Source organism: Natronorubrum marinum (assembly GCF_052040125.1).
GTDB lineage: Archaea > Halobacteriota > Halobacteria > Halobacteriales > Natrialbaceae > Natronorubrum.
In genome coordinates, this window is record NZ_JBPPFV010000002.1 from 916,441 (window position 1) to 928,876 (window position 12,436).

Below are 12,436 nucleotides of genomic sequence, written 5' to 3' on the forward strand. Positions count from 1 at the left end.
GCTTATCACGACTGATAATCGAGAGACAGCATTTATGGTAGTTGTATTTCTATCAGCGTTTGGTGTACTACTGAATGTCGACAGGGGTGCTCATCGTGGACGATTCTCATTTTATGCGGAATCTACTGCGCCAAATTTTGGAACAGGATTACCGCATTCTCGGAGAAGCGTCCAACGGCGCCGAAGCAGTCAAACTGTACAAAGAACACGAACCCGATATCGTGATGATGGACATCGTGATGCCCAAATGCAACGGCATCAAGGCGACCGCGGCGATCAAGAAGATCGATCCGGACGCCCGAGTCATCATGTGTACGAGCGTCGGGCAGCGTGAGAAAATGAAACTTGCCGTGAAAGCTGGTGCGGACGGCTACGTGACGAAACCGTTCGAAGAACCCAGCGTCAGAAAGGCTCTCACAGACGTCGCGACTGCATGACGCGAGTACTCGTTGTCGACGACTCTCAGTTCATGCGGACAGTCGTCGACAACGCACTCACGGAGGCTGGCTACGATGTCGAGACCGCGACGGACGGGTCGGAAGCGATCGAAACGGCCGCCGCGTACGATCCGGATATCGTCACGATGGACGTCGAAATGCCCGAACTAGGCGGTATCGCCGCCGTCGAGCGAATTATGGCGACGAACCCGACGCTGATTCTCATGCTGAGCGTTCACACTGAGCAGGGAACGGAGACGACGCTCGACGCCCTCGAGCGCGGCGCGATCGATTTCCTCCACAAACCCGACGGCTCGGACGGGCGAACGCTGGCCGACCTCAGTAGCGAGGTCGTCGCGAAAGTCGACGAACTCGCGAACGCGAACGTCTCCTCGATCGCACTCGCTCGTGCTTCCGCGTCCGCGTACGCGACGCGGTCGAACCGAGTGAACCGCGACGTGGCCACGGGACGGGCAGTCGCCGGGGCCGGAGCCGACCCGCGAGGCGGACTCGAGGTCAGTGGCGGATCGACGACGAATCGACCGACCGGCCCCGACGCCCAACGGGCGTTCAGCCCGGACTCCGGAGCCGGCAGCAAGAGCGAACTCGACGACGATCCGGGACCAGTTGAACTCGAGGGCGATCACGTGGACGATCCGACCGTCGTCATCGGGGCTTCGACCGGTGGCCCGAAGATCGTCGAGGGCCTGTTCGAACGGCTTCCGGCCGATCTCGGCGCGAAAGTGCTGGTCGTCCAGCACATGCCCGAGGGCTTTACCGAACGGTTCGCCGAGCGGCTCGATCGGCTCAGCGAGTACGACGTTCGCGAAGCGAGTGACGGCGAACTGGTTCGCGCCGGCGAAGCGGCGGTCGCTCCCGGCGACGCCCACCTCGAGGTTGCGAACAACGTCGGCGGCCGCCTTCGCGTTCGACTCGACGAGGGCGAGCGGATCCACGGCGTGCGGCCGGCAATCGACGTGACGATGCAGTCGACGGCCGTTTCGGCCGTCGACCCGCTCTGTGGCGTCGTGCTGACCGGGATGGGCCGTGACGGAGCTGCGGGAATCGAGGCGATCAAGACCGCTGGCGGGCACACCATCGCACAGGACGAAGCGACGAGTCCGGTCTTTGGCATCCCCTGTCAGGCGATTCAGACGGGCTGTGTCGACGATATTACGCCCGCAACCGAACTCGTCGAGACGATCGTCGACGCGTTCGACACGGACGGTGAGACCGATGAGTGACTATCTAACCGACTTCGTTCAGGAGAGCGAAGAACGAATTACGGAACTGAACAACGCGTTGCTCACGCTCGAGCGTGATCCGACCGACGACGACGCGATGGAGAACATCTTCCGGGTCGCACACACGCTCAAGGGCAACTGTGGCGCGATGGGACTCGAGTCAGCGAGCGATCTCGCACACGCGATCGAGGACCTCCTCGACGCCGTCCGCCAGGACGAACTCGAGGTGACGCCCGAACTGATGGACGTCATCTTCGACGGCGTCGACGAACTCGAGACGATGATCGACGAGGTGTCGGTCGACGGCGAGATCGGTACCGACCCGACGGCGACGATCGAGGCGCTCCGCGAGCACCTCGACGACGATGCCGACGCGGCCGGCATCGACGTTCCGACCGCCAGCGAAATCGAATCCGTCCTCGAACGGTTCGAGCCGCCGGCGGACGACGAACACAACGCGTACCTGGTCCGACTCGATATCGCGGACCGCGAGGGCGTCAACAACGGCGAACTCGTCGTCGACGCGCTGATCGACGCGTTCGATCTCATCGGCACCGAGCCACCGCGAGCGGAGATCGAAGCCGACGCGTACGGCGGACAGTTCGATGCCGTCTTCGGCAGCGCCGTCGGCGAGACCGCGATTACGTCGGGTCTCGAGCCGGTCGAAGAGGTCGCCGATTTCGAACTCGTCAACGTGACCGAGCAGTTCGAACGCGTCGCCGCCGCGGCGAGCGAGGGCGACGCGGAGTCCGGCGGCGACGCACCGGCGGCCCAGCCGGGTGACGCGATCTCCTCGGAGGAGGCTCAGGATCTCGAGGTCGACGAACTCCTCGACGAGTTCGACGAGTTCGACGACTTAGACGAGATGGTCGAGGACGTCGGCGACGACGAACTCGACGCGTTCGACGAAATGGGCGACGCCGGAACGTTCGACGACCTCCTCAAGGAGGACGACATGGCCCTCGACGACGAGCCAGCCGCCGAGTCGGCCGTCGATGCCGACGCAGAGGCGGATGCAGGCTCCGAAGTCGAGGAGTCGGCCACACCCACGGACGACGAGGAGGACGTCGACGACGCAAACGCCGTCTTCAACGAACTCAAAAACGAGGTCGAGATGGTCGGCTTCGACGAACTGCAGGACGAACTCGACGAACTCGAGTTCGACGAGTTCGACGACGACGACGAGGTCGGGATGGACGAACTCATCGGCGACGAGGTCGACATCGACGACACCTCGTTCCTCGACGACGAGGAGCCGACCGAGGCGGCCATCGACGACATGCTGGTCGAGTCGGGTGACGAGGCCGATTCGTCGCCAACAGACGAGGCGACGGAAACCGACCTCGAGAGCGAAACGGGTCTCGGTTCCGACGACGGCGATATCGCGGTCGACGACGGGTCGACACCGGATTCAGAGCCCGCGGATTCGGAGCCAACAGCTTCGGAACCACCAGTCGAAGCCGAACCGGCAGCCGGTCTCGAGGCGGATGCCGCCGCCGAACCCCTCGATCCTGACTCTACGGACGACGAACCCGAGGGGGACACCGAACTCGAGCCGGATACCGACGCTGAATCGGAGATCGAAGTCGAATCCGACATCGGTGCGGACTCCGAGCCGGATATTGAAGCCGATCCGGACGCTGAATCCACAGACGAGAGACTCGAGGCGGATGCTGAATCCGAACCGGAAATCGGATCCGAGACCGCTGTCGGCTCCGAATCGGACGCCGCGTTTGACGAGGGGGACGAGAGCGAATCCGACGTGACTACCGAAACCGACTCACCGCTGTCGGAGTCGGAAGCAACCGACGCAGTCGATGCAACTGACGCAGCCGACGCAACTGACGCAGCCGACGACGATGGTTCCGTATCGGCGGCCGCCGCTGACGGCGTCTCCGAGTCGGTCGAGGCGGGCGATGAAGAACCGATCGGTACAGCGGACGACGGCGAGGCAATCGCCGCCGACGCTGCGGACGGACTCGACGACGCGGACGCAACAGCCGAACCGGACGACGAGACCGAGTTCGGGACCGCTCTCGAGGACGAGTTCGACTCGACGATGTCGTTCGACAACGGCTCCGACGCGGATCCGTTCGCCGACGACGATGACTCGGACGTAGACGACGAAGATCCGTTCGCCGACGACGCCTTCGGCGACGAGTTGGACGGCGATCTGTTCGCCGACGATTCGTTCGCCGACGACGCCTTCGGGGACGACACCGCCTTCGCCGATGCGGACGACGGTGACGCGTTCGGTGACGTCTCGGCGACATCGGACGACGACACGTTCGGCAGCGACGACGAATTCGATCCGACAGCCTCGAGTTCGTCGGAGAGCGAGACGACGGACGCCTCGTTCGACGACGCTGCTGCCGAGACTGGCGGCGACGCGGACGAGGACGTCGTCCGTCGGGTCGACGAACCGACGCTCGAGGTGCCGGACATCTCGATTCCGGAGACGGACGAGCGACCCGACGCCGACGAGCAGACCGACGAAATTCAGTCCGTCCGCGTCGACGTCGAACAGATCGACTCGCTGCTCACGCTCGTCGAAGGGCTGGTCACGAGTCGGGTTCGGCTCCGGCACGCGGTAACCGAAAGCGAGGACACCGGGGCACTCGAGACGGAACTCGACGACTTAGAGGATCTGACGACGGAACTGCAAGAGACCGTGATGGACGTCCGACTCGTCCCGTTACAGACGGTGACGAACCGCTTGCCGCGGGTCGTCCGCGACATCGCACGCGATCAGGACAAGGCGGTCGAATTCGACATCTCCGGCGAGGACGTCGAACTCGACCGAAGTATTCTCGATCGAATCGGCGATCCACTGATCCACCTGGTTCGCAACGCCGTCGATCACGGTATCGAACCGCCCGAAGAGCGCGAGGCCGCGGACAAGCCCCATGACGGGGGCGTCGAGGTCCGCGCCAATCGCTCGCGCGACCGCGTGACGATCACCGTCGAAGACGACGGCAGCGGGCTCGATCCCGACCGCCTCCGCTCGGAGGCCGTCGAGGCCGAGATCCTCACCGAGGACGAAGCCGCCGAACTGCCGGATCAAGAGGTCTACGAACTCATCTTCCATCCCGGGCTCTCCACGGCCGACGAGGTGACGGACGTCAGCGGCCGCGGCGTCGGGATGGACGTCGTCAAACGAACGATCGAAGACCTCGACGGAACCGTCACAATCGACAGCGTGGCCGGCGAGGGGACGACCGTCACGATGACGCTTCCCGTGTCGGTCGCGATCGACGACATCCTGTTCGTCGAGTGCGGCGGCGAAGAGTTCGGCGTCCCGACGAAAACCGTCCTGGACATCGAACCCGCAGACCGACTGAAGACGGTCGATGGCGAGCCCGTCCTGGCTGACGGTACCGACGAGTATCCCGTCGTTCGTCTCGACGAGACCCTCGAGACGCCTCGAGCCGGTGCGAACGGGGACGGCATGCTCGTCCGCATTCGCAACGACGTTCGGCCGGTCGCGCTCCACTGCGATCACGTCCACGGCCAACAGGAGGTCGTCGTCAAACCCTTCGAAGGGTTCATGAGCGATATTCCGGGGCTCAGCGGAGCGACGGTACGGGGACGGGGGGAAGTAGTCAATATCCTTGACGTGACGACACTATGATAATGAACGAATACCCACACTCACGGAGGAACCAATGACGCTAATGGTTGACATTCGAAAGCTAAGTTTCATTAACGAAATGGCAAAGGTCGGGACGAACGGCGTCGCCGACAACATGAGTAAACTGACCGGTGAGAACGCCCAGATGGAGGTCACGAAGACGAACTTCGTCGACGTCGACGACATCGAGTCACAGCTCGATGCCGGCAAGCGCGTCGGCGTTCGCGTTCGACTGCTCGACCCACCGCACGGGCACATCCTCATCCTCTTCCCCGAGGCGAGCGCGAAGAAGATCACGGCGATCATGCTGCGCGACGTCGTCGACGATATGGGCGACGTTTCGGGCAAGATGGCCCGCAGCGCCGTCGAGGAGATGGGGAACATGATGGCGAGTGGCTTCATCGACGGCTGGGCGGACGTTCTCGGGCGCGCGATCGATATTGCGGCCCCACAGCTCGTCTACGCACCCACGGGAGATATCGTCACCCGGACGGCCGGGCTCGGCGGTGACGATCTCGCACTGTTCTTCGACTCGGATCTGACCGTTCCGAGCTACCAGATCGAGGCCGAAATCTACGCGTTCCCCGACCTCGAGGAGTTCGTCGAAATGGTCAACGGCATCGAAGTCCAACCCGCATGAAACTCGACGTCAACGCACTTGGAACGTTCTATCGAATGGCCCGGGAAGGTGCCGGGTTAGCCGCGGGTCGACTGACCCACATGACGGAGGTCGAGACGCAGGTCGGCGTCACGAAACTCAACTTCATGCGCGGGCGCGAGATTCGCCGCGATTTCGAGGACGCAAGCGAGAAAGTCGCCGTCCGCGTCAAACTCACCGGCGCCATCGAGGGCTACTCGATGGTTGTCTTCGAGCGCGAGAACGCGCTTCGGATCGTCGAAACGCTGCTCGCGGAGTCCGACTCGGAGACCGATATCGACGTCGACGCTGGCGAGTTCGACGAGATGACACAGAGCGCTGTAACCGAAGTCGGTCACATCATGAACAGCGGGTTCATCGACGGCTGGGCCGACGTCTTAGAGACCGTCATCGACGTCTCGACGCCCGAGTTCGTCGAGGGCGTCACGGCCGAGCCCTTCTTCGGCGACGTCGACGAGACGCCCGACGAGGACGATCTTGCCTTGCTCTTCCAGAGCAGCATCGAGACCGTTGGCACCGAAGTCGGCTTCAGCCACTACCTCTTCCCGAAGCGAGAGTCCATGGCTGCGCTCCTCGATCGCCTGCGGACCAGCGGCGGCATCGAGTACGACAAACTCGACGGCTTCGACCGGATGGCCGAACGCGGCGCCGAAGAGGTCGCCAAGACGGCCACGACGCTGACGGGCATCGACACCAGCGTCGAGATTCGTCGGCTGAACTTCGTCTCGCTCGAGGCGATCCCCGAGCAGGTGGCCGACGAAACGCTCGTCGGCGTCGCCTTCGAGTTCGACGGGATGCCGAGCGGCTATCTGCTCTTCCTGTTCGACGAGGAGTCGGCCCACGAGATCGTCGACGCGATGGTTCCCATGGAGGTCGACGAAGACGGCTTCGGCGAGATGGGGACGAGCGCGATCAAGGAACTGGGCAACATCATGGCGAGTGGCTTCTTGGACGGCTGGGCGAACGTTCTCGATACGACGATCGACCACTCGACGCCGGAATTCATTCACGACATGGGTGCCGCAGCGGTCGACCCCGTGATCATCCAGCTCGGCGAGAATCAGGAGTTCGCGTTCGTTTTCGACACGGTCGTGATGGCCGACGGTCGAGAGTTCGACTGTGAGGTGTACGCGATTCCCGACGAAAACGACCTCGAACGCGCGCTGAACAACCTCGACGTCGATCGGATCGAAGAGACGCCGACGACGGCGGAATTCCAGGAACTCGAGAACTCATGAAGACGTACGGATCCGAACCGGGCGCGCCAACGCCGGTCCAGGTCGGCATCTCCGAACTGGTCGTCAGCGAGGGCGACGATACACTGAAATCCTACGGGCTGGGCTCGTGTCTTGCGATCGCGCTGTACGATCCGGAGAGCGACATCGGCGGGCTGGCCCACGTTATGCTGCCGGACGGCGACGCCGCCGACAACAGCGACCGAAAACCCGGCAAGTACGCCGATACGGCGATCCGTGCGCTGTTGCGGCGGATGGTCGAGCAGGGTGCCAGCTACACCACCGTCGAATCGAAGATCGCCGGTGGCAGCGATATGTTCGAGTTCGAGAGCTTCGGCGACGGCGTCGGGCAGCGAAACATCGTCGCCGCGAAAGCAGAACTCGAGAAACTCGGCGTTCCCCTGGTCGCCGAAGACGTCGGTGGCGAGTACGGTCGAACCGTCGAGTTCACCCCCGGTACGGGCTCCCTCGTCGTCAAGACGGCCGACGAACGCGCCGAGAACGGAGTGACGGAACTGTGACCGACGACGCGTTCGACGCCCTCCTCACGTTCGTCGAGGACGAACTGGCGTTCGCGACGAGCCACTACAACGACAGCTACCTCGACCGGCGCGTCTCCTCGCGCATGCGTCGGACTCGAAGCGACACCTACGCCGACTACCTCGAATTGCTGCGAGCCGATGCCGACGAACAGCAGGCCCTGCTCGAGGCGATGAGCATCAACGTCACCGGTTTCTTCCGAAACCCGGACGTCTGGGCCGGGATCCGCGAGGTTCTCCGGTCGCTTACCGCATCCAACGAGACGGTCCGCGTCTGGAGTGCGGCCTGTGCCGACGGTCGCGAACCCTACTCCGTCTCGATGCTCGCACACGACGACCCCGACATCGACGAATCATCCCTCCGGGTCCTCGGCACCGACATCAGCGAACCCGCACTCGAGACGGCGCGAAAGGGGGTCTACGAGGAGTCCCGAACCGTCGATTTCGACGATCAACTCTCGTTTCTCGACGACTACACCGACTACGTCGAGCGAGACGACCGCACCTATCGGATCGCAGACGACGTCCAACGGACCGTCACCTTCGAGCGTCACGATTTGATCAACGACGATCCGAAGACGGGGTTCGATCTCGTCATCTGTCGGAACCTGTTCATCTACATCGACAACGAGTACAAAGAGCCGATGCTCCGAACGATCGCCAGATCGCTTCGTGAGGACGGCTACCTCGTCATCGGCAAGGCGGAGACGATCCCGCCGACGCTGAAATCCGCCTTTTCGGTCCGCGACGCCCGACTTCGAATCTACCACCGAGAGCCCCTGGAGACGAACCGGCTCTCGGGGGAGCAATCGCAGTCTAATACGTGACTGTCGACACCAGCACCGACCGACTCGACCGCGTTTCGACCGCTCCTGTTGGGTGGCGTTCCGGCCGCTGAAAGACACACGGATGCTTACATACCGGTACGCCGAATACCTCCGTAGATGAGTGTACTCGATCTCGACGCGTACGTCACCCGCTCCCGGGCGCTCGTCGACGCCACCCCGCCGTCGACGCGCCGGGACACGCGTACCTGGCTCGTCGACCCCCTCCTCGAGACGCTGGGCTGGGACGTCCACGCCGACGACTGTCTGACCGATACGGTCGTCGATGGGACCCGTCTCGAGTACGTCTGTTCGGTCGACGGCGTGCCCGCGCTGCTCGTCGCCGTCGACCCCTTTGGCGACTCGCTCGAGAAGTCTCGCGCCGTCGCCTTGCTCGAGACGATGGCGTGGACGGGGATCGACCGCGCGATCTACACCGACGGCCGCGACTACCTCCTGCTCGCGGGGACGACCGACGTGGAGCGACTGGCCTGTCGGCGCTCTGCTCTCCCCGATCACGAATCGGCCGTCGCCCACTACACGCGCGATGCCGCGGGCCGGTCGCTCGAACGGCACTCGCGCGAGTTCGTCGCTCGCCAACTCGCCATCGAACGACCGGAGCTTGTCGACGCGATCGTCGACGAGTTGACCGACGCTACCGAACAGGGCGACGCCTACGCGAGCGAGTTCGAATCCGCGGCCGATCGCTTTCTCGAGCGACTCGTCGCCTCGTTCGCCGACGATACAGCCGGTGGTACCGTCGCGGAACTCGAGTCCGCCGGTAGCGACGACGTTTCAGTCGAGTTCTCCGATCCATCGGCTTCTGACACCAAGAGGGACGGGGCGAGCAGCGAACGCTCACCGTCGCTGGGTGAGGGCTACATACAGCGTGAACGGACCGACGAGTCGACGTCATCTGGGAAAGCCGACAAGGCACGGACCGACGGGACGGACTCGAGTGCAGCAGATGCGACCGAGTCCGACTCCGTAGCCGACGCCGGAGCCAGCGCGGGGTCGGACGCCGTCGACTCGGATGCGGCGAACCCGTCCGATGAGACGGACAACGGAGCCGAGCCCGAAGGGGAGGGCGAGTACGTCGTTCGGTTCTTCAACGACCGCGGCTCGGTCGGCGCGATCGGTCACTCGAGTGCAGACCAAGCGCTCGTCGCCACCGCGGAGTACCTCTTCGAGCGCGGACTCTCGGGTGTCACCGTTCCCTGGCATCCCGACGACGATGAGGACGAGCGCGCCGTCCTGCACGAGTCGGCGACTCATCCCGACGGAACGCCCATGTCCGAGCCACAGCAGTTGTCGAACGGGCTCTACCTCGAGACCGCCGGCGACACGGATGAGCGCGCCGCGCGCGTCGACGGGCTGGTTGCTCGAGCCGGGTTGCGGGCGATGTTGACCGGGGACTGGGAGGAGTGAGAGTTGCTCGAGAAGCGTCGGAACGACGACGCCGAGATCAGAACGCAATTTCGGCTTCAACGATCGTCACGACGAGTCGATCGATATCATCGCACGTCCCCTCATCAGCACCGTCGTCCCAGTCCCAGCCGTTACTACCGAGTGCCGAGTCCCACGCGGTGTCGTACGTCGAATCGTGAGTGATTGTAACCTCGCCGGGATCCGAAACGATCGTGGAGTTTCGATCCTGAACGCTCATCGTGACGCCGAGTCCCCCACTGCTCTGTATCGAGTGGTCTCCACCGGTGATACTAACCAGTGAGATGATCGCCGTCTCCTCCCTGCAAGTAATTCGTGGCTGCTTGAGAACGACACTCCCGGTGTCGTCTGCACGGACGAGTCCACCACCTTCGTAGGCGACTGAGTCGCCTCCGTCGTGGTACCTGAACTCACCCAGTACGACCTCGTCGTACTCCTCACCAAGCACGTCGTTCTCGGTTCCAATAGTAATTTCCGTCCCGTCACCGTTCGTCGTTACCGTTCCCTCGCGCATCGAAATCTCGCCGTAGCGCTGATCGACGCCGCTGTAGCGCAACACGTCGTTGAAGTTGTCCGAGAGGGCATCCATCGCTCGCTCGGCATTTGTGAGCTGTTCGTTCTCCTGATAGTCGGTCATCGCCTGAAAGCCGACGGTGTACAACAGCCCGACCGAGACGAGGATCATACCGAAGACGAGCACGAACGCGACCACTTCGGAGACCGCACGGTCGTCGAACCGCGTGTTCGGACTCGAGTCGCCTTGACGATCCATCACCGGTCACCACCCGCGAGCGTGATTCCGTCGTCAGTATCGTACGTGATCTCGATCGATCCACCGGTCACCGAACTTTCGCTCTCAATTCTGTCGTCATCGATTGCAACCGGAACGTGCACCGTGACGTCGACACCGTGTGAGGTCAATTTCACGCACGGGTTCGAGTCGTCGAGCAGTGGGGCCTCTACCTCACAAGTCGTGCCCTCGAGTAACTCGACGGTGTATTGGGAGTTCGAAATCGTTCGCGGGTGATCGGCGACAAGGGTCGCATCGTCATCCTCGACTGTCGCAATCCGATCGACGTTGGCGATTTCGCCAGCGAGCCGTTCACCGACGGTCTCGAGCGAGGTTTCGGTCGACCGCTCCGTTTGCGAATCAAGCATCGCGTTACCGGCCATCAACAGCATCGCGATGAGGATCGTCGTGATCGCAATGGTTAGGACGTGCGTGAGTGCGACCGACATTCCGCGGTCGGTTTCGTGGTAGGTTCCGATCATGATTCAGCCGGACAGTCGCTGGCGCGGATCGTCCGCTCCTGTTCATAGCTGATATCGTTGGAGTCGTATGTTATCATTACAGTCACTGTTTCCAGTATGTCAGTAATGGGACTGATTTCTGTTTCCGCTAAACTAATGTTTACTACGGTTGGACTCGATTCTGCGGCCGCGTTCTGATACATCTCATTGAACTCTTGTAATTCATCTTCCAGTGTGGAGTTCAGGGCATCTGGATCTCCGGGACCAACCTCGTCGTTGGTTTCGACGATTAAACAGCTGACCCCCTGCGTAATCTCGAGTTCAGTTTTCTCTGCCGTACTCGCACTCTGACCCGTATCGGCCGACGAGAGCGTCTCGGTGTAGAGAACGCCGTTGAAGACGACAACGACGCCGAGAATGATGAACGCGAGCGTGATGGCACCGACGAGGATTACCTGACCGCGGTCCGGCGTGTCGTCTGGCTGCTGATCATTAGTGGGTCGCTGTGTAAACGAATTGTCATTCACCATATATACATTCGAACCTCCACGACGTTGTAGACTTTAGAATCGCCTTCGTTGTCGTGTGCTGGCGGGATCGGATAGTTTTCGTCTTCATAGGCGTCTCGAAGTTCGTCGTCTTCACCAGGTGCAGTCAGGGTATCGCTTTCGTACAACGTGACGGTATAACTTGCCGTCACAGCCTCCGATTCACCCTGATAGACGAGATACGTGCTGTTTTCGTCGTCGAATTCGCCGCTTTCGTTCTGGGCGACGAGTTCGATGTTGTAACTCATGCCACTGCTCGTAAACCGATCGAACATGATGGTACCAAGTACGAACTCGTCGTAGAACGCTGAGTCATTGGACGGTTGATAATATCCTTGACCGCTGTCATTCGCATCCTGAAACTCACCGTTATCGATATCCCAGTAGCGAACCATCCTCGACAGGTTGTTCTCCTCCTCGTCTGCCGTCGCGGCGATCAGCAACGCATCCTGGGTCTCCTGTTGCATCTGCGCTTCGACCGTCCGATCCGCCAGCCCGCCGGTCGTTGGCGTGATAACGACCGACTGCAGCGCGAACAGGACTGCCATCAGGACGATCATCGCGCTGACGAACCCCTCGAGAGTGTAGGCCTGTCCACGATCGGTTGTAGTGTTGTCTCGCAT

General features: G+C 62.2%; 12 protein-coding genes. 8 read left to right on the plus strand and 4 right to left on the minus strand.

What is annotated here, in order from left to right:
- Positions 1-74: 74 nt before the first annotated feature.
- From cheY to ACSFC5_RS14240, 8 genes are all read left to right on the plus strand, one after another.
- The gene (cheY, locus tag ACSFC5_RS14205) at positions 75-437 is read left to right on the plus strand and encodes a chemotaxis protein CheY (protein WP_440765901.1); all 363 of its coding nucleotides are present in this window, start codon (positions 75-77) and stop codon (positions 435-437) included.
- Entirely contained in the window at positions 434-1,681 is a 1,248-nt protein-coding gene (gene cheB / locus ACSFC5_RS14210) for a chemotaxis-specific protein-glutamate methyltransferase CheB (RefSeq protein WP_440765902.1), read from the plus strand. Before cheY ends, cheB begins: the two co-directional genes overlap by 4 nt.
- A complete protein-coding gene (locus tag ACSFC5_RS14215) occupies positions 1,674-5,312 on the plus strand; it encodes a chemotaxis protein CheA (protein WP_440765903.1) in 3,639 nt (1,212 codons plus the stop codon). Before cheB ends, ACSFC5_RS14215 begins: the two co-directional genes overlap by 8 nt.
- A gap of 34 nt (positions 5,313-5,346) precedes the next feature.
- A complete protein-coding gene (locus ACSFC5_RS14220) occupies positions 5,347-5,952 on the plus strand; it encodes a chemotaxis protein CheC (protein ID WP_090304844.1) in 606 nt (201 codons plus the stop codon).
- Entirely contained in the window at positions 5,949-7,208 is a 1,260-nt protein-coding gene (locus ACSFC5_RS14225; protein ID WP_440765904.1) for a chemotaxis protein CheC, read from the plus strand. Before ACSFC5_RS14220 ends, ACSFC5_RS14225 begins: the two co-directional genes overlap by 4 nt.
- Positions 7,205-7,726, plus strand: coding sequence for a chemotaxis protein CheD (locus ACSFC5_RS14230; protein ID WP_090304848.1), 522 nt, complete (start codon positions 7,205-7,207; stop codon positions 7,724-7,726). The genes ACSFC5_RS14225 and ACSFC5_RS14230 overlap by 4 nt, the downstream gene beginning before the upstream one ends.
- Positions 7,723-8,571: a CheR family methyltransferase gene (locus tag ACSFC5_RS14235; RefSeq protein WP_440765905.1), complete on the plus strand. Its 849-nt coding sequence runs from the start codon at positions 7,723-7,725 to the stop codon at positions 8,569-8,571. The genes ACSFC5_RS14230 and ACSFC5_RS14235 overlap by 4 nt, the downstream gene beginning before the upstream one ends.
- A 117-nt stretch (positions 8,572-8,688) precedes the next feature.
- Positions 8,689-9,996 (plus strand): hypothetical protein, encoded by a 1,308-nt coding sequence (locus ACSFC5_RS14240; RefSeq protein WP_440765906.1) that lies wholly within the window; start codon positions 8,689-8,691, stop codon positions 9,994-9,996.
- A gap of 37 nt (positions 9,997-10,033) precedes the next feature.
- Here ACSFC5_RS14240 and ACSFC5_RS14245 read toward each other — a convergent pair whose 3' ends face one another.
- Genes ACSFC5_RS14245 through ACSFC5_RS14260 form a run of 4 tightly spaced genes read right to left on the minus strand, consistent with a single transcriptional unit; the run spans position 10,034 to position 12,436 of the window.
- Complete coding sequence (locus tag ACSFC5_RS14245) at positions 10,034-10,789, minus strand: DUF7289 family protein (protein ID WP_440765907.1); 756 nt, start codon at positions 10,787-10,789, stop codon at positions 10,034-10,036.
- Positions 10,786-11,286, minus strand: coding sequence for a DUF7266 family protein (locus ACSFC5_RS14250; RefSeq protein WP_440765908.1), 501 nt, complete (start codon positions 11,284-11,286; stop codon positions 10,786-10,788). The genes ACSFC5_RS14245 and ACSFC5_RS14250 overlap by 4 nt, the downstream gene beginning before the upstream one ends.
- Positions 11,283-11,795 carry a DUF7261 family protein gene (locus ACSFC5_RS14255; protein ID WP_440765909.1) on the minus strand — a complete coding sequence of 171 codons (513 nt, stop codon included), beginning with the start codon at positions 11,793-11,795 and terminating at the stop codon, positions 11,283-11,285. Before ACSFC5_RS14255 ends, ACSFC5_RS14250 begins: the two co-directional genes overlap by 4 nt.
- Positions 11,789-12,436 carry a DUF7288 family protein gene (locus ACSFC5_RS14260; protein WP_440765910.1) on the minus strand — a complete coding sequence of 216 codons (648 nt, stop codon included), beginning with the start codon at positions 12,434-12,436 and terminating at the stop codon, positions 11,789-11,791. The genes ACSFC5_RS14255 and ACSFC5_RS14260 overlap by 7 nt, the downstream gene beginning before the upstream one ends.

Excerpts from the sequence above, each read along its gene's own strand:
- ACSFC5_RS14215 (WP_440765903.1), top strand. The coding sequence starts at position 1,674 with ATGAGTGACTATCTAACCGACTTCGTTCAGGAGAGCGAAGAACGAATT.
- ACSFC5_RS14240 (WP_440765906.1), top strand. The coding sequence starts at position 8,689 with ATGAGTGTACTCGATCTCGACGCGTACGTCACCCGCTCCCGGGCGCTC.
- cheB (WP_440765902.1), top strand. The coding sequence starts at position 434 with ATGACGCGAGTACTCGTTGTCGACGACTCTCAGTTCATGCGGACAGTC.
- ACSFC5_RS14220 (WP_090304844.1), top strand. The coding sequence starts at position 5,347 with ATGACGCTAATGGTTGACATTCGAAAGCTAAGTTTCATTAACGAAATG.
- ACSFC5_RS14255 (WP_440765909.1), bottom strand. The coding sequence starts at position 11,795 with ATGGTGAATGACAATTCGTTTACACAGCGACCCACTAATGATCAGCAG.
- ACSFC5_RS14260 (WP_440765910.1), bottom strand. The coding sequence starts at position 12,436 with ATGCGAGACAACACTACAACCGATCGTGGACAGGCCTACACTCTCGAG.
- cheY (WP_440765901.1), top strand. The coding sequence starts at position 75 with ATGTCGACAGGGGTGCTCATCGTGGACGATTCTCATTTTATGCGGAAT.
- ACSFC5_RS14250 (WP_440765908.1), bottom strand. The coding sequence starts at position 11,286 with ATGATCGGAACCTACCACGAAACCGACCGCGGAATGTCGGTCGCACTC.
- ACSFC5_RS14230 (WP_090304848.1), top strand. The coding sequence starts at position 7,205 with ATGAAGACGTACGGATCCGAACCGGGCGCGCCAACGCCGGTCCAGGTC.
- ACSFC5_RS14225 (WP_440765904.1), top strand. The coding sequence starts at position 5,949 with ATGAAACTCGACGTCAACGCACTTGGAACGTTCTATCGAATGGCCCGG.